Below are 17066 nucleotides of genomic sequence, written 5' to 3' on the forward strand. Positions count from 1 at the left end.
GCCAGGCCCTGGCCACCGGCGCGGCCGCGCTGGGCGCCGCCGCCTGGGGCCTGCCCCGCATGGCGCGTGCCCAGGGCGACGGCAAGCCGCTGCGCGTGATCCTGCCGCTGTCGGCGGGCTCGGGGGCAGACGGCGCCATCCGCGCCATCAGCACCAGCCTGGCCAAGGCGCTGGGCCAGCCCATCGTCATCGAGAACCTTCCGGGCGCGGGCGGCATCACCGGCACCACGCAGATCGTGCGTGCGCCCAAGGACGGCTCGGTGATCGGCGTGGTGTCCAACAACCACGTGGTCAACCCCAGCGTGTACAAGAACATTCCGTTCGACTCGCTGGCCGACATCACCCCCATCACCATCCTGGGCGCCACGCCGTTTGTGCTGGTCGCGCACCCTGCGGTGCCCGCCAAGACGGTGCAGGAGCTGATCGCGCTGGCCAAGTCCAAACCCGGCGTGCTCAACTACGGCTCGTCGGGCAACGGCACCATCCTGCACCTGGGTGCGGCCATGTTCGTGGACCAGGCCAAGCTCGACATCAAGCACATCCCCTACCGGGGCATGGGCCCGCTGATGAACGACATCCTGGGCGGGCAGGTGCAGCTGGGGGTGGTGGCAGTGGCACCGGCGGCTGCGCACATCAAGGCAGGCGCCTTGCGGGCCCTGGGGGTGACCACGGCCACCCGCGTGGCGGCACTGCCGGGCGTGCCCACCATTGCCGAACAAGGCCTGCCAGGCTATGAGCTGGACGGGTGGATCGCCCCCGTGGCGCCTGCGGGCCTGCCCAAGGCTGAGCTGGCGCGGCTGTACAACGGCTTCAAGGCCGCCATGGAGATCCCCGAGGCGCGTGACGCGCTGATTGCGCAGGGCTACGAGATCAAGCTCACGCCGCCCGAGCCGGCCGCCGCCTTCTTCCGCAGCGAAGCAGCGCGCATGGCGCAGGTGGTGAAGAACGCGAACGTGAAGATCGACTGACGCAGCGCAGGGGGCTGCCTGCAGCGTGTTTTCGCGCAGCATCAGGCAGGTTTTGAGGGTTTTCGGGCGCTTGCGATAGTGCAATATGCCTTAGTAGCTATTATATTGATAGCATTTGCATGGCCGCCGTGGCCCTGCGCCCGCAGGGCTGTGGTGCCATCGGGGGGGCGGTGTGATGTGCAATTGCCTTGCGGCAACCCCCGTCAGGCGCGCGGCGCGGGGAGCGCGGGGTGGGCGTTGCGCAGGCGGAACACCTCCACGGCCTCCACCAGTTGCTGCGCTTGCCCGCTCAGGCTGCCTGCGGCAGCGGCGCTTTCTTCGACCAGGGCGGCGTTCTGCTGTGTCGCCTCGTCCATGCGCACGATGGCCTGCGTCACGCGCAGCATGTCGCTGGTCTGCGCGGCGCTGGCCTGGCTGATCTCTTCCATCAGCGCGCTCACACCCTGGATGGACGACACCACCTCGGCCATGGTGGTGCCTGCATTGCGCGCCAGGTCCGAGCCGGCCTGCACGCGCTCCACGCTGGTCTGGATGAGCTGCTTGATCTCGCGTGCGGCGCTGGCGCTGCGGGTGGCGAGGTTGCGCACCTCGCTGGCCACCACGGCAAAGCCCCGGCCCTGTTCACCGGCGCGCGCGGCCTCGACGGCGGCATTGAGCGCGAGGATGTTGGTCTGGAATGCGATGCCGTCGATGACGCCAATGATGTCGGCAATGCGGCGCGAGCTGTCCTGGATGCCCTGGACCACCTCCACCATCTGCGTGACCACGTCACCCCCCCGCTGCGCCACAGTGGCGCCGTTGCGCGCCAGCTCGTTCGCGCGCTGGGCGTTGGAGGCGTTCTGCTGCACGGTGGACTGCAGCTGCTGCATGGACGAGGTGGTCTCGTCCAGCGACGAGGCCTGCTCTTCGGTGCGATGGCTCAGGTCGGCGTTGCCCTGAGCGATTTCAGCGCTGGCGCTGGCCACGCCCTCGGCATTGCTGCGCACGCCAGAGACCACGTTTTCCAGGTTGTCCTGCATGGCGCGCAAGGCCTCCAGCAGGCGCGCGGGTTCATCCTTGCCCTCCACCTCGATGCGGGTGGTGAGATCGCCCGCCGCCACCTTGTGCGCCACCGACACCGCCACCCCCAGGGGGCGCACCACCGAGCGGGTGAGCAGCCAGCCCGCGCAGCCGCCCAGCGCCGTGACCAGTGCAAGTGCCACCAGGCTGCTCAACAGTGCGCGCCGGGCGTCCTGCGCAGCCTCCTGGGCGATGGCCGCGCTGCTGGCGGCCACCTGCTGGCTCAGCTCGGTGAGCAGCTTGGCGGGGCCCTGGTCGATGTCGGCCACGTCCGCATCGCCCGCCGAGGGCACAAAGCCCAGCGACTGGAACACCTCAAAGCCCTTGCGGTAGCCCTGCGCCATCTGGGCGTGGGCCTGGGTGAACTTTTGCAGCGCCGCCTTTTCCTGCACGTCGGTCAGCTGGGGCTCCAGCGCCTTGGCCGCATCGGCCACCCGTTTTTCACTGGCCTGGAAGGCGTTCCAGTGCAACTCGCGCTTGCGCGAGTCCTCGCCACGCAGCAGGGTGTTCTTCCACTCCAGCACCTGGGTCTTGAACTCGCTTTCCATACGGCTCACGGCGCGCTCCTGCGCCACGCGCTGTTGCACCGTGGTGTCGTAGGTGCCGAGCGTTTGGTACAGAGCCGCAATGCCGAACAGCGCGGCCCCCAGCAGCAGGGCCAGCACCAGGCCCAGGGCCGTGGCCATGCGTGCGCCGATGGAGTAGTTGGACATTTTCATCAGAGGCTCCAAAGGTTCTGCAGCAGGCCGGTCGGCTGGTGCACAGAGGCGCTTGCGGCGGGGGTGTTCAGACCTTCTCAGGCCTTCAGCTTGAGCAGGTACACCATCACGCGGGCGGTCGTGAGGTCCAGTTCCATGAACTCTGCCAAATCCTTGCCGGTGAGCCAAGAGGGTTCCCACCGGTTCTGTTTGAGCGTGCGCAGCCAGGAATCGTGGTGGGTGGCGGCCTCGACAGCAGCCAGCATCTCCGCCGCGCGCGCGGCGGGCACGCCCTTGCCGGTGAACACGCCCCGCCAGTTCGCCATCACGGCGTCCAGCCCTTGTTCGCGGAACGAAGGCAGACCAAAGACGCTGCGGCGCGACGACACGCCCACCGCGCGCAGCTTGCCGCTGGCAATCGCATCGTTGAACTCGCTGTAGCCCGACAAACCCAGGGCCGCGTTGCCCGACAGCACGGCCTCGACCACCTCGGCACCGCCAGGGAAGGGTTTGTAGACCAGCCCCTCCGGGTTGGCCTTGGCGGCGCGGGCCAGCACGCCTGCGTAGATGTGGTCCACACCACCGGCTGAACCGCCGGCAATCGGCACGGCCTTGAGGTCGGCACGCAGCGCATCGGCGAGGTCCTTGGTGGTCTTGATGGGCGAGTTGGCGGCCACAGCGGCCACCAGGTAGTCGCTGGTGAGCCGCGCCAGGGGCTGGATCTGTGTCATGTCCACTGCAGGCTTTTGCAGCGCAACTGCGCCCACCATCACCATGCCACCCATCAGCAGCGTGTTGGGGTCGTTGCTGTACTTTTCGGCGTATTTGGCCAGGCCGATGGTGCCGCCCTTGCCGCCGATGTTTTCGTATTCCACCTGGTCCGCAGCGCCGGCTGCGACCATGGCTGCTCCGAGGGCTCGGCCTGTCTGGTCCCAGCCGCCACCGGCATTGGCAGGGATCACGATGCGCACGGTGCCCGCCAGCTTGGCCGGCTTGGCGGCTGCAGGGGCAGGACGGGCTGCTGTCGCAGCGCTCTGCGCCCAGGCGGAGGGGCCGAGCGCAGTCCAGGCCAGGGCGGTCGCAACGGATTGGGCAAGGGCACGGCGGCGGTCGATGGCTGCAGACATGGAAAGTCCTTTGACAAGAGGGAAGGCAGGAAGGGCGTCGGGAACCAGATCTCAGGCCGCTGCGGGAGCGCCCTGACTGGGTTGCTTGCGCGTTGCCACGCCGAAGCAACGCAGTCAGCCGGTGGCGGCATGCACAGGGAAGGGACCTGCACACCACCTGGGCTGCGCGCAATGGTCGCCAGCCAAGCTGTCAGTCTGCTGTCGCTGGCATCAGGGTAAACGCGGGGTTTATGGCCCCGTGCAGAGCGGTGCGCCGATCAGCGCACCATGAAAAACGCCCTGCGCCGCAGGTGCGGGGCAGGGCGTTGGAGCCAGTAAAGGCTGGGTCGCGAGGCTTACAGCGAGTCGATGAAGCTGCGCAGCTTGTCAGAGCGGCTGGGGTGTTTGAGCTTGCGCAGCGCCTTGGCTTCTATTTGGCGAATGCGCTCGCGGGTCACGTCGAACTGCTTGCCCACTTCTTCCAGCGTGTGGTCGCTGGTCATCTCGATACCGAAGCGCATGCGCAGCACCTTGGCTTCGCGCGGCGTGAGGCYGTCSAGGATGTCCTTGACCACGTCGCGCAGGCCKGCCTGCATSGCGGCYTCGATAGGCGCGGTGTTGGCACCGTCCTCGATGAAGTCGCCCAGGTGGCTGTCGTCGTCGTCGCCGATCGGCGTTTCCATGGAGATCGGCTCCTTGGCGATCTTCATGATCTTGCGGATCTTGTCCTCGGGGATCTCCATCTTGGCCGCCAGGATGGACGCATCGGGCTCGAAACCAAACTCTTGCAAGTGCTGGCGGCTGATGCGGTTCATCTTGTTGATCGTCTCGATCATGTGCACCGGGATACGGATGGTGCGCGCCTGGTCGGCGATCGAGCGSGTGATGGCCTGGCGRATCCACCASGTGGCGTASGTCGAGAACTTGTAGCCSCGGCGGTATTCGAACTTGTCCACCGCCTTCATCAGGCCGATGTTGCCTTCCTGGATCAAGTCGAGGAATTGCAGGCCACGGTTGGTGTACTTCTTGGCRATGGAGATCACAAGGCGCAGGTTGGCCTCGATCATTTCCTTCTTGGCATCGCGCGAGGWSGMTTCRCCYTCGTTCATGCGCTTGTTGATGCCTTTGAGCTCGGCCAACGGCACGACCACGCGCGACTGCAGGTCGATCAGCTTTTGCTGCAGGTCCTGGATGGGTGGGATATTGCGCGCGATCACGGCCGACCAGGGCTTGCCGGCGGTGGCCTGCTTCTCGACCCACTGCAGGTTCAGCAGATTGGGCGGGAAGTCCTTGATGAAGGTCTCCTGGGGCATGCCGCACTTGTCCACGATGATGCGGCGCAGCTCGCGTTCCTTCTTGCGCACGTCGTCCACCTGGCCGCGCACCATGTCGCACAGCTTCTCGATGGTCTTGGCGGTGAAGCGGATGGTCATCAGCTCGGCCGATAAAGCGGCTTGCGCTTTGACATAGGCGGGCGTGCCGTAGCCTTCCTTGTCGTAGACCTTGTGCACTTTTTCGAACAGCTCACGCAGCTTGTCGAAGCGCTCCAGTGCCTGCTTCTTGAGTTCTTCCAGCTTCTTGGTGAGCGCCTTGGAGCCTCCCTTGCCGTCGTCGTCATCGGCCTCGTCGAATTCGTCGAAGTCTTCTTCGGCCACATAGTCGTCGGCCTCGTTGGGGTTGGAGAAGCCGTCCACGATGGTCGAGATGACGACCTTGCCTTCGCGGATCTCCTCGCCCAKGTTGAGGATCTCGGCGATGGTGGCGGGCGATGCGCTGATCGCCTCCATCATGGCCATCAGGCCGCCTTCGATGCGCTTGGCGATTTCGATTTCGCCTTCGCGGGTCAGCAGCTCCACGGTGCCCATTTCGCGCATGTACATGCGCACGGGGTCGGTGGTGCGGCCGAATTCCGAGTCCACGGTGGACAGCGCGGCTTCGGCGGCTTCTTCGGCTTCTTCCTCGGTGGCGCCAGCGGGAGCGTTGTCCGTGATGATCAGCGCTTCGGCATCGGGCGTCTGCTCGTACACCGCCACGCCCAGGTCGTTCAGGGTGGTGATGACGGCTTCGAGGGTTTCGGCATCGACCAGCTTGTCGGGCAAGTGGTCGTTGATTTCAACGTGCGTGAGGTAGCCGCGGGTCTTGCCCAGCTTGATCAGGGCCTTCAGGCGCTGGCGGCGCTTTTGCATGTCCTCTTCGGACAGGACGGTTTCGTCCAGGCCGAATTCCTTCATCAAGGCGCGTTCCTTGGCCTTGCTGATCTTCATGCGCAGGGGCTTGACCTTCTCGACCGTGGCGGCTGCCTCGGGGGTCTCTTCGATCTCGCCTTCGAGGTCGGCTTCGATGTCCGACAGGTCGGTATCGTCCACGCTCTCATCGCCACCGGCGGCTGCCTTGGGCTTGCGGCCGCGCTTGGCGGGGGCTTTGGCTTCGGCGGCACCAGCAGCCTTGGCGGGGCGGCCAGGCTTTTTCTTGGGCGCTTCTTCGTCGTCGGCGGCTGCGGCGACGGCCTTGGCGCGGGCAGGTTTCTTCTTCAGCAACTCATCGGCAGCTTTGATCAGCTCGGCGGTACTTTTCACGGGCACAGTTTTCACTTTCTTGGCGACCGGGGCGGGCGCGGCGGCAGCGGCCTTTTTGGGGGCCGCCTTGGCCGGCGCTTTGGCCGCGGTTTTGGAGACAGCCTTTGCGGCGGTGCCTGAGGCAGACTTGGGCGACTTCGCGGACTTTTGAGCGGGCATGGAGCAACCTCAGAATCAAAAACGGACACAAAGAAAACGCAAGCGCCTCAGATCCCGGCGCGGGTGGCAACGCAAAGCAACGAGGGCTTTGCGCTTGAGGGGGAGCCCTCAGCGGCAAGATGTCTGGGCGATCATTTGGTGTGCAGTCCTTGCGATAAGTGGGCCCATCAGCGCATAGGTGCGCGTTTGTCACGGTGGCCCGGCTCGGAGGTGCTGCTGTCGCTCTTGCCAATAACTAACCTTATATTATACCGCCCGCACTCGATTCAAGTGGTTTTTGGCGCTATTTGCTCCAGTTCCTTGCGCTTTTCGGACAGCGCCCGGTAACGCTCCAGGGCCGAGGGGTCTTGTGCCACCTGCAGCACCAGCACTTTTTGCTGCTCCTTGATGTCTTCGATCTGCATGCGGGTGAGCAGGTCGCGCAGCTCCAGCCGCAATTCGTGCAGTTCGCCCTCGGTCTGCGCATGCGAGCCGGTCATCACCTTGACGGCCAGCTCTTCGCACTCGTGATCGCGCAGGCTTTCGCGCAGCACGGCCCAGGCCAGGGGGCCATGTTCGTGGAACTGCGCCTCCAGCCACGCAAACAGTGGCCCATGGGGCGCAGGCTGGGCCGCCAGTGTGGTGTGGTCGTCGTGCGTCAGCTCTTCCAGAAACGCCATGTGCGACAGCAGCAGCCGCGCCGCGTGGTCCGCCCGGCCCATGGCCGGCGTGCGGGGCAAACGGGGCTGGGGCGGCCAGGGAGCGTCCTTGTCGCGCTTTTTCCAGCCTCCGCCGCTTTTCCAGTCGCCTCCCTTGCGGAACGGGGGCTTGCCGCCGCTGCCATAGCCATTTTGGCCTCCGTAGCCTCCCTGGTTGCCGTAACTGCCGTACCCCGGGTCGTAGGCCGTGCCTGTCGACTCGCTGTGGGGTTGCCAGCCATCGGTGTCGGGCGGGGCATCCCAACTGGGGGCGTCATCAGGGGCGGTACGGGGCGGGTGGCGCTGCGGGGGGGCATGGTGTGCAGCGCGCAGGCCGTCGCGGGCGGCGGCCTGGCCCCACAGGTCGGACAGGTCGCGGGCATTGAGCTGGGTCAGCTCGGCCAGCTCGCCCAGCAGCTGGCGCTTGAGCACGCCGTCGGGCAGCGCCGTCCACAGCGGGCGTGCATTACTGGCCATGTGGGCGCGGCCTTCGGCGGTGGCCAGGTCGCAGCCCTCGCTGGCCGATTCGACCAGGAAGCGGCTCAGCGGCATGGCGTCGCTCACGTGGCGCGCAAAGGCGTCGGTGCCATGGTCGCGGATGAAGCTGTCCGGGTCGTGCTCTGCGGGCAGGAACAGAAACTTGATGCTGCGCGTGTCGGTAGCGTGGGGCAGGGCGCCGTCCAGGGCCTTGCGCGCGGCGCGCCGCCCGGCGTTGTCGCCGTCAAAGCTGAACACCACCGCGTCGGTAAACCGCAGCAGCTTTTGCACATGCTCTGGCGTGCACGCCGTGCCCAGTGTGGCCACCGCGTTCGGAAAACCCAGCTGCGCCAGGGCCACCACGTCCATATAGCCCTCGGTGACCAGCGCGTAGCCTGCCTCCCGGATGGGCGTGCGGGCCTCGAACAGCCCGTACAGCTCGCGCCCCTTATGGAACACCGGGGTTTCGGGGGAGTTGAGGTACTTGGGCTTGTCGTCCCCCAGCACCCGGCCACCAAAGCCGATGTACTCGCCCTTGACGTTGCGGATGGGGAACATCACCCGGTCGCGAAACCGGTCATAGCGCTTGCCACCGTCTTCGTCGTTGACGATGACCAGGCCGCTTTCCTCCAGCAGCGGGTCGTCGTAGGTTGGGAACACGCTGGCCAGGCTGCGCCAGCCTTCGGGCGCGTAGCCCAGGCCGTAGCGCTTGGCCACCGCGCCCGAGACACCCCGGCCCTTGAAGTACCCGATGGCGCGCTGCGACTCGCGCAGGTGGCGGCGGTAGGCGTCGGCGGCTTTCTCCAGCACCTCGTTCAGCGTGGCTTGTTTCTGTCGCGCGGCGGCGGCGCGTTCCTTTTCCTGCGGGGAGATGTCGTCATCGGGCACCTGCAGGCCCACGCTCTGGGCCAGGTCCTGGACGGCCTCGACAAACCCCATGCCCGCGTGGTCCATCAGAAAGCTGATGGCATTGCCGTTCTTGCCGCAGCCAAAGCAGTGATAGAACTGCTTGGCGGGGCTGACGCTGAAAGAGGGCGACTTCTCTCCGTGAAAGGGGCACAGCCCCATGAAATTGGCGCCACCTTTTTTCAGCTGGACGTAGCGCCCCACGATGTCCACCACGTCCACACGGGTGAGCAGTTCCTGAATGAAAGACTGAGGGATCGTCACGCGCCCTATTGTCCGCGTAAACTCTTTGTAACCAGTTATTGCTGGAAAGGCTTTTGGCATGGGGTTCGCGGCATGTGGGCGGGCGTTGGCGGGTAGGGCGCTGCACGGGTGGCGCGCCAGCCTGCCCGTGCTGCTGTTCGCGCTGGCGGGGCTCGCATGGCTGCCGGGGGCCTCGCAGGCCGCGACGGTCCTCAGGGTGCTGGCCTGGCCGGGTTATGCCGACCCGGACTTTGTCGCGGTGTTCGAGAAGCGCCATGGGGTCAAGGTGGAGATCACCATCGTGGCATCGGACGACGTCTTGCGCGCCAAGATGGACAGCACCGACGGGCCGGGTTTTGACCTGGTGGCTGCCAACACGGCGGAAATTGCGCGGCTGATCCTCCATGACAAGCTCGCGCCGTTGCCGCTCGGCAACATCCGCAACACTGCCGGGCAGCTGCCCCGGTTTCGCCAGCTGCACACCATCTCGGGCATTGGCTGGCGGGGCGAGGTCTATGCCATGCCCTTCACCTACTCCGAGATGGGGCTGGTGTACGACCGCCAGCAGTTCAGCACGCCACCGCAGTCGATCGCCGTGCTGTGGGACCCACGCTGGCAGGGCAAGGTGCTGGCGTTTGACGGCAGCAGCCACGGTTTTTCGCTGGCCGCCATGCGCCGGGGCCTGCCGCCGTTTCGCATCGACCCCGCCCGTTTCAGCCCGCTGGCCAAGGACCTGGTGGCCCTGCGGCGCAATGTGCGGTCGTTCTACAGCCTGCCCGAGGAGTCGGTGGAGCTGTTTCGCAAGCACAAGGTGGCGGTAATGCACGCCAACTACGGCCAGCAGCAGCTCAAGCAGCTGCGCGATGCGGGGCTGGATGTGGGCTACGTGGTGCCCAAGGAGGGCGCGCTCGCCTGGCTGGATTGCTGGGCCATCACCCGCCGCTCCACCCAGGTCGCGCTGGCTGCCGAGTGGATCAACTACATGCTCGACCCGGCCGTGAGCCGCGAGTTCACGCGGCGCCAAGGGCTGGCCAACACCCTGGACGAGCCACCAGCGCTGGCGGGCGATGTGCCCGGGGGGACCATGGGCCCCATCGTGTGGCTGGAGCCGGTGGAAGACGAAGCCCTGCGCGCCCGCCTCTGGCAACGCATCGTGTCGGGCGACCGACCCAACCGGTTCTGACCGATGGCACGCGTGAAATGGAGCATCGCGCTGAGGCTGGGGGCCCTGCTGGCCTCGTTCAGTGTGTTCGCGGCCATTCTGGCGGGCTACTACACCTTTGACTCGAGCCGCGAACGCCTGCAGGGGCGGGCCGAGCGCTCGCTGCTGGCCACCACGCAGGTGCTGGCGCGCCACATGCAGGCGGGCTTTGGCACGGTGGCGCGCGACACAGCCTTTCTGGCCGACGCCGCTGCCGTCGAACAAGACCAGGGACGGCTGGCCGACCTGTTCAAGGCCAACCTGCAGGCCCATCCCGCCTATTTGCAGATCCGCTTCATCAGCGCCAGCGACTACGGGCTGGAGCTGGTGCGCATCGATCGCCAGGGCGACAAGCTGGTGCGCGTGCCCGATGACCAGCTGCAGGAGAAGTCGCACTTTCCGTTTGTGTTCGAGGCCCTCAGCCTGCCCGATGGGGAGGTGTATGTGTCCGAGTTCGGCATCAACCATGAAGACGCCGCGCAGGAGGCGGCCGTGCCCGTGTTCAACATGGCGTCGCCTGTGGTGCAGGGGGGCCAGCTGCGGGGCGTGGTGGTGGTGCGGGTGGCGGCCGCGCCGTTCCTGCACAACTTCAATGCGGCGCTGCCGACCCCTTACGGGTTTTATCTGAGCAACCGTTGGGGTGACTTTCTGGTGCACCCGGACGCCGCGCAGACCTTCGGCTTTGACCGGGGCCAGCGCATCCTGATCCAGGAGTCGTTCCCGCAGGTGGCCGCGCTCGTCGATGGCCGTGCCGAAGAGGCGGTACTCAGCCAGTCCGGCACCGACGACGAGGAGGCGCGTGTCTTTGCCTTTGTGCGCATGCCCTTTGGCAATGCGGACGAGGGGYGTTTCATGGTCGTGGGGCTCTCGCAGCCGCTGGCCGTGGTGCAGGGCGAGGTGCTGGACCTGGGGCGCAGCATCCTCAAGATCCTGCTGGTGCTCAGCGTGGTGGGTGTGGCCCTGGCGGCCGGGGTATCGCGCCTGGTGACTCAGCCGCTGCAGGCCATGGTGAAGGCGGCGCAGGCGTTTTCACGCGGGGAGGCCCACGGCGCGCTGCCGGTGCACCGGGGCGACGAGGTGGGCGAGCTGGCCCGCAGCTTCCAGGACATGGAGCAGCAGATCAGCCGCCAGCTGGCCGAGCTGAACCTGAGCCGTGACGCCATGGCCCACCTGGCGCACCACGACGCACTCACCGGCCTGCCCAACCGCCGCATGTTCGAGCAGCGCCTGGCCCAGGTGCTGGAGCTGTCGCGCCGCAGCGGCCGCAGCTGTGCCCTGCTGTTCGTGGACCTGGACGACTTCAAGGCCATCAACGACACGCGCGGGCATGCCGTGGGCGACCTGGTGCTGCAGGCCGTGGCCCGCACCATCGTCGGCGCTGTGCGCCAGGTGGACACCGTGGCCCGGCTCGCCGGGGACGAGTTCACGGTGCTGTGCGAAAACGTGGATTCCGAAGAGGCCGCGCTGCAGATCGTGACCAAGCTGCAGCACGCGTTCGAGCCACCGCTGGACATCGAAGGCGAGCCCCTGGCCGTGCGCGCCAGCATCGGCCTGAGCCTGTTCCCCCGCGACGCGCAGGATGCGCGCACACTCATGGCCAGCGCCGACGCGGCCATGTACCGCATCAAGCAGAGCCACAAGCGAAGGTTGTGAGGCTGCGCACCGCAGTCCACACCGCGCCTGCGCCGGCCCGTGTTGCTTTCGTGTCAGCCTGCGGCGCTAGGCTGTGTGTAGTTCACCTTCTTGCACCGACCCATGACCTCCATCTTTGACCAGCACCTGCCCCGCAACGAAGCCAACTTTGCCGCCCTGTCGCCCCTGTCGTTCATCGAACGCACGGCCGAGGTCTACCCCGACCGCCTGGCCATCGTGCACGGGGCGCTGCGCCAGACCTGGGCCCAGACCTACGCGCGCTGCCGACAGCTGGCCAGCGCGCTGACCCAGGCCGGCATCGGCAAGAACGACACCGTGGCCGTGATGCTGCCCAACACGCCGCAGATGGTGGAGGCGCACTTCGGCGTGCCCATGGCGGGCGCGGTGCTCAACACCCTCAACACCCGGCTGGACCCGGAAGCCATCGCCTTCATGCTCGACCACGGCGAGGCCAAGGCCGTGATCGTGGACCCGGAATTCACCGGCACCATGGCCAAGGCGCTGGCCCTGCGCACGGGCACCACGCCCATCCGCGTGATCGAGGTGCAGGACGCGCTCTACGGCCCCGCCGTGCACAACCTGGGAGGCATCGAGTACGAGGCCTTTGTGGCCAGTGGCGACGCCACCTTTGCCTGGAGCCTGCCTGCCGACGAGTGGGATGCGATTGCGCTCAACTACACCAGCGGCACCACTGGCAACCCCAAGGGCGTGGTCTACCACCACCGGGGCGCCGCCACCAACGCCATCAGCAACGTGCTGGAGTGGGACATGCCCAAGCATGCGGTGTACCTGTGGACCTTGCCCATGTTCCACTGCAACGGCTGGTGCTTTCCGTGGACCATTGCGGCGCGTGCGGGTGTCAACGTGTGCCTGCGCCGCGTGGACGCGCAGGCCATCTTCGACGCTATTCGCATGCACGGCGTCACGCACTACTGCGGCGCGCCCATCGTGCACGGGCTGCTGGTCAACGCGCCCGAGGCGATGAAGGCGGGCGTGCCATCCGGCGTCAAGGCCATGGTGGCAGGCGCGGCGCCCCCGGCGTCGATGATCGAAGGCATGGAAAAAATGGGGTTTGATCTGACCCATGTGTACGGCCTGACCGAGGTGTACGGCCCGGCCACCGTGTGCGCCAAACACGAGGCCTGGGATGCCCTGGACATCGGCGAGCGCGCCCGCCTCAACGCCCGCCAGGGCGTGCGCTATCACCTGGAGCGCGACGTGCGCGTGCTCGACCCCGAGACCATGCTGCCCGTGCCGCAGGACGGCGAAACCATGGGCGAGATCATGTTCAAGGGCAACATCGCCATGAAGGGCTACCTCAAGAACCCCAAGGCCACCGACGAGGCCTTTGCGGGCGGCTGGTTCCACAGCGGCGATCTGGCCGTGCAGTACCCCGACGGCTACATCAAGATCAAGGACCGCAGCAAGGACATCATCATCTCGGGTGGCGAGAACATCTCGTCCATCGAGGTCGAAGACGTGCTCTACCGCCACCCCGACGTGCTGGCCGCTGCCGTGGTGGCCAAGCCCGACCCCAAGTGGGGCGAGACGCCCTGCGCGTTTGTCGAGCTGAAGGCCGGTGCCCAGACCACGCCCGAAGACATCGTGGCGCACTGCAAGAAGCACCTGGCGGGCTTCAAGGTGCCACGCGCCGTGGTGTTTGGCGAGCTGCCCAAGACCAGCACCGGCAAGATCCAGAAGTTCGAGCTGCGCAAGCAGGCCGGGTCGGCAGCGGCCATCAACGTCTGAGAAGGCGTGAYGCGCCTCGTGGAGGGGGCGCGCGCGGTGGGTGGCTATTTGCTATGTAATTAATAGCTGCTGGTGCATATTCCACTAGCGCATCCGCCGCTTTTGGCTTGAAAACCGGGGCCAGGGGCTCCTGGGTGCCCCTGCGGCGCTGCCCGGGCTGGGTGTCAACGCCCTTCGTCCACCGCCTCCCGCCAGTCCCGCGCTGACATCCCCAGCTTTTGCGCAAACACGCGCGACAGCGCCGAGGGGTTGGCGTAGCCCAGTTCATGGGCGATGGACTTGAGCGACCGGCCTGCACGCAAATGCGCCTGCGCCAGCGTGAGCCGCCAGTGCGCCAGGTAGTCGGCTGGCGTGTCCCCCACCACGGCCTTGAAGCGGGCGGCAAACGCGCTGCGCGACATGCCCGCCTGCTGGGCCATCTGCGCCAGGCTCCACGGCTCGCCGGGTGCCTCGTGCAGGGCCGTGAGCGTGCGCGACAGTTGCGGGTCGGCCAGGCCCGTCAGCAGGCCGGGGGGCATCTGTGCTTGCTGCGGGTGGTCCAGCAGCCAGCGCAGCAACTGCAGCAGCACTACTTCAAACAGGCGGTCGGCCAGCACGCGGTGGCCGCAGCGCAGGCGGTCGGTTTCGGCAAACAGCAGGTCCAGCGACTGCTGCAGCCCGTCCACCGCGCCCAGCGGCAGCACCACCAGCGGCGGCAGGGCGCGGGCCAGCGGGTGGCTTGCGCCGCCGTCAAAGTCCAGCGCGGCGCAGGTGAAGTCCGAGCCCTCGGTGGGCGCGTTGTGAAAGAAGTGCTCCAGCGGTCGGGCATAGAACAGCAGGCTGGGCTCGCACACCTGAAGCCGCTCGGGCGGGCCCGCTTGGGGCTGGTGCGTGACCACCATCTCGCCCCGGCGCAGCACATGCAAAAAGCCCCGGCCCGGCGCCGCCGCAAAGTGCGTCACGCCGCACAGCGGCCCGTTGTGGAACAGGTGCGCCCGCACCCGAAACCGCTCCAGCAGCGGCGACAACCGGTCGAGCGGGGTGGAGGCCTGCGCGGGTGTAGGAACGCTTGGTGGCATGGTTTTGGATGATTGGGTATGAATTGTGGATTTTATGTGCCCAATGGTACACGCTGGCGCCGGACACTGCAGGGGTGCCGAGAACAGGCACAAGTTCTCACCAACCCTTCATGACCTTCAAGGAACACACCATGTCCGCTACTTCTCCTTCTGTCGCCCGCGTCCCTCTCGTCGACCGCACCGCCGCCACCGGCACTGTGCGCGCCGTGCTCGACCAGGTCCACGGAGCCTTTGGCGCCACGCCCAACATGTTCCGCGCCGTTGCCAACTCGCCCGCTGCGCTGCAGAGCATGTGGGGTGCGTTTGGCGCCTTGGGCGGCGGCGTGATCGGCGCAGCTTTGGGCGAGCAGATCGCCGTGGCCGTGGCCAACCGCAATGCCTGCGACTACTGCCTGGCCGCCCACACCGCACTGGGCCGCAAGGCCGGCGTGAGTGGCGAGGCCCTGGCCGCCGCGCAGGCGGGCGAATCGGCCGACCCGCGCACGGCCGCCATGCTGCGCTTTGTGCTGCAACTGGTCAACGAACGCGGCCAGGTCGATGCGGCCGATGTGCAGGCCCTGCGCGACCAGGGCGTGAACGACGAGCAGATCGTCGAGATCGTGGCGCATGTGGCGCTCAACCTGTTCACCAACTATGTGAACGTGGCGCTGGCCGTGCCGGTGGACTTCCCTGGCGTCAAGCTGCGCCCGGCGCGCTGAACGAGGGGGCGGCGCGCGTCTGGCCGGTGGGCTGGGTGCGCGCCGCTTCTGTTGCTGCTGGCGCGGTCCTGTGGCGAAGCCATCGCAGGCAGTCCTTCGCAAAACCCATGCGTGCATTTTTTGCACGCATGACCGGCTGCAAAGTCGTTTGTCAGCGCTGCAGGCCTGCTGCACCATGGCCGCTCCCTTGCCCACCCACCCGAAGGAAGCCGCCCCCATGACACCCGCCCGCGACGAGCACGCCATCGACACCCTGCCACGCCTGGAGGCCCTGCTGGGCACGCTGAGCGATGCCTCCGTCCACAAAGAGCTGCCGTATGTGCACCCCGCCTACCGCGCCATGATCGCGGCGTCGCCCTTTGCCGTGCTGGCCACCACCGGCCCCGGCGGGCTGGATGCCTCGCCGCGCGGCGACCCCGCCGGCTTTGTGCAACTGCTGGACGACAAGACCCTGYTGCTGCCCGAGCGCCGTGGCAACAACCGCGCCGACAGCCTGCGCAACATCGTGGCCGACCCGCGCGTGGCGCTGCTGTTCCTCATYCCCGGCGTGGGCGAGACGCTGCGCGTCAACGGCARCGCGCGCATCAGCGTCGCGCCCGACCTGCTGGCGCGTTTCGTGGTCAACGGCCAGCCGCCAAAGTGTGTGATCGTGGTGGATGTGCAGGCGGTGTACTTCCAGTGCGCACGCGCCATCCAGCGCTCGCGCCTGTGGCATGCCGTGCCGCCCGGCACCCCGCGCCCCGTGCCCACCCCGGGCGCCATCCTGGCGTCCATCACACAGGGCGCATTTGACGGCGCTGCCTACGACCGCGAACTGCCAGCGCGCCAGCAGGCCACCCTGTATTGAACCGGCACCGCGATCCGTCGCCACAGCGTTGCCCCTGCTGCCAGCGCACACAATGGCGGCTGGGCGCGCAGGGCTTGCGCTTCATGGACTCTCCGGCCGAACGCGCAGATGCGTGAGGAGCGTGGAGCTCCGTGGGGCGTGAAGCCTACTCATGCGCACGTTCACACCAAGTGAGGGGGAGACATGGATTCCGTGCTGTTGATCGTGGCCCTGGGCGCAGTGGCCGCCGGGTTTGTGCAGGGGCTGTCGGGTTTTGGTTTTGGCATGGTCGCCATGTCGTTCTGGGCCTGGACGCTGGAGCCCCGCCTGGCCGCGCTGCTGGCGGTGTGCGGCGCGCTCACCGGCCAGCTGGTGGCGGCGGCCACGGTGCGCCGGGGGTTTGACCGGGTGCGCCTGCTGCCCTTTGTGCTGGGTGGCCTGGTGGGCATCCCCATTGGCGTGGCCGTATTGCCCCGGCTGGACATGGACGCGTTCAAGGTCATTCTGGGCACGCTGCTGGTGCTGTGGTGCCCGGCGATGCTGATGGCCAAGCAGTTGCCCCGCATCACGCGCGGCGGGCGCGTGGCCGACGCGCTGGTGGGCATGGCGGGCGGCGTGATGGGCGGCCTGGGCGGCTTCACCGGCGTGCTGCCCACCCTGTGGTGCACCTTGCGCGGTCTGGACAAGGACGTGCAGCGCGCCATCATCCAGAACTTCAACCTGGCCATGCTGCTGGTGACCTTCATCACCTACCTGGCCACCGGTCTGGTCACCCGCGAGGCGCTGCCGCTGCTGGCCATTGTGGTGCCCGCCATGCTGGTGCCCGTGCTGCTGGGAGCGCGGCTGTACCACGGTATCAGCGACGCGCGGTTCCGGCAGATCGTGCTGGGCATGTTGACCCTGTCGGGCGTGGCGATGCTGGTGGCCAGCCTGCCCAAGGTGCTGGCGCGGCTCGCGTAGGGTTCCATTTGCGTGGGCCGCGGCTGGTGGCCATCCTGTTGTCGACTTGCTG

The 17066-nt window shown here is 67.2% G+C and carries 12 protein-coding genes; 7 read left to right on the forward strand and 5 right to left on the reverse strand.

Features of this window, described 5'->3' with window-relative positions; genetic code table 11:
* Positions 1-8: 8 nt before the first annotated feature.
* A complete protein-coding gene (locus AC04MI_RS10660) occupies positions 9-968 on the forward strand; it encodes a tripartite tricarboxylate transporter substrate binding protein (protein WP_476497772.1) in 960 nt (319 codons plus the stop codon).
* A 203-nt stretch (positions 969-1171) separates the two neighbouring features.
* Here the strand turns inward: AC04MI_RS10660 and AC04MI_RS10665 are convergent, their stop codons facing one another.
* The 4 genes from AC04MI_RS10665 to dnaG all read right to left on the reverse strand — a co-directional run bounded on the left by AC04MI_RS10665 (position 1172) and on the right by dnaG (position 8890).
* The gene (locus AC04MI_RS10665; RefSeq protein ID WP_436077909.1) at positions 1172-2746 is read right to left on the reverse strand and encodes a methyl-accepting chemotaxis protein; all 1575 of its coding nucleotides are present in this window, start codon (positions 2744-2746) and stop codon (positions 1172-1174) included.
* A 77-nt stretch (positions 2747-2823) separates the two neighbouring features.
* Positions 2824-3852, reverse strand: coding sequence for a Bug family tripartite tricarboxylate transporter substrate binding protein (locus AC04MI_RS10670; RefSeq protein WP_436075484.1), 1029 nt, complete (start codon positions 3850-3852; stop codon positions 2824-2826).
* A 335-nt stretch (positions 3853-4187) separates the two neighbouring features.
* Entirely contained in the window at positions 4188-6566 is a 2379-nt protein-coding gene (rpoD, locus tag AC04MI_RS10675; RefSeq protein ID WP_476497768.1) for an RNA polymerase sigma factor RpoD, read from the reverse strand.
* 266 nt (positions 6567-6832) lie between these two features.
* Positions 6833-8890, reverse strand: coding sequence for a DNA primase (gene dnaG, locus AC04MI_RS10680; RefSeq protein WP_436075483.1), 2058 nt, complete (start codon positions 8888-8890; stop codon positions 6833-6835).
* Positions 8891-8948: 58 nt separating this feature from the next.
* Between dnaG and AC04MI_RS10685 the strand changes: the two genes are divergently transcribed.
* The 3 genes from AC04MI_RS10685 to AC04MI_RS10695 all read left to right on the forward strand — a co-directional run bounded on the left by AC04MI_RS10685 (position 8949) and on the right by AC04MI_RS10695 (position 13472).
* Positions 8949-10052 (forward strand): ABC transporter substrate-binding protein, encoded by a 1104-nt coding sequence (locus AC04MI_RS10685; protein ID WP_369816963.1) that lies wholly within the window; start codon positions 8949-8951, stop codon positions 10050-10052.
* A 3-nt stretch (positions 10053-10055) separates the two neighbouring features.
* Entirely contained in the window at positions 10056-11723 is a 1668-nt protein-coding gene (locus AC04MI_RS10690; protein ID WP_476497769.1) for a diguanylate cyclase domain-containing protein, read from the forward strand.
* Between the two features lie 102 nt (positions 11724-11825).
* Positions 11826-13472: an acyl-CoA synthetase gene (locus AC04MI_RS10695; protein ID WP_099729825.1), complete on the forward strand. Its 1647-nt coding sequence runs from the start codon at positions 11826-11828 to the stop codon at positions 13470-13472.
* A 164-nt stretch (positions 13473-13636) separates the two neighbouring features.
* On the opposite strand, the gene AC04MI_RS10700 is transcribed toward AC04MI_RS10695, so the two are convergent.
* A complete protein-coding gene (locus AC04MI_RS10700; RefSeq protein WP_056061920.1) occupies positions 13637-14530 on the reverse strand; it encodes an AraC family transcriptional regulator in 894 nt (297 codons plus the stop codon).
* A 131-nt stretch (positions 14531-14661) separates the two neighbouring features.
* Between AC04MI_RS10700 and AC04MI_RS10705 the strand changes: the two genes are divergently transcribed.
* The 3 genes from AC04MI_RS10705 to AC04MI_RS10715 all read left to right on the forward strand — a co-directional run bounded on the left by AC04MI_RS10705 (position 14662) and on the right by AC04MI_RS10715 (position 17014).
* Entirely contained in the window at positions 14662-15228 is a 567-nt protein-coding gene (locus tag AC04MI_RS10705; RefSeq protein ID WP_436075478.1) for a carboxymuconolactone decarboxylase family protein, read from the forward strand.
* A 217-nt stretch (positions 15229-15445) separates the two neighbouring features.
* On the forward strand, positions 15446-16075 hold the full coding sequence (locus AC04MI_RS10710) for a pyridoxamine 5'-phosphate oxidase family protein (RefSeq protein ID WP_476497773.1): 630 nt from the start codon (positions 15446-15448) through the stop codon (positions 16073-16075).
* Between the two features lie 183 nt (positions 16076-16258).
* Positions 16259-17014, forward strand: a complete 756-nt coding sequence (locus AC04MI_RS10715; RefSeq protein ID WP_056743307.1) for a sulfite exporter TauE/SafE family protein — start codon at positions 16259-16261, stop codon at positions 17012-17014.
* Positions 17015-17066 lie beyond the last annotated feature (52 nt).

It is taken from the genome of Acidovorax sp. LjRoot204 (assembly GCF_056175785.1).

Coding starts and splice junctions, on each gene's coding strand:
- AC04MI_RS10695 (WP_099729825.1), top strand. CDS start 11,826: ATGACCTCCATCTTTGACCAGCACCTGCCCCGCAACGAAGCCAACTTT.
- AC04MI_RS10705 (WP_436075478.1), top strand. CDS start 14,662: ATGTCCGCTACTTCTCCTTCTGTCGCCCGCGTCCCTCTCGTCGACCGC.
- AC04MI_RS10715 (WP_056743307.1), top strand. CDS start 16,259: ATGGATTCCGTGCTGTTGATCGTGGCCCTGGGCGCAGTGGCCGCCGGG.
- AC04MI_RS10665 (WP_436077909.1), bottom strand. CDS start 2,746: ATGAAAATGTCCAACTACTCCATCGGCGCACGCATGGCCACGGCCCTG.
- AC04MI_RS10685 (WP_369816963.1), top strand. CDS start 8,949: ATGGGGTTCGCGGCATGTGGGCGGGCGTTGGCGGGTAGGGCGCTGCAC.
- AC04MI_RS10670 (WP_436075484.1), bottom strand. CDS start 3,852: ATGTCTGCAGCCATCGACCGCCGCCGTGCCCTTGCCCAATCCGTTGCG.
- AC04MI_RS10700 (WP_056061920.1), bottom strand. CDS start 14,530: ATGCCACCAAGCGTTCCTACACCCGCGCAGGCCTCCACCCCGCTCGAC.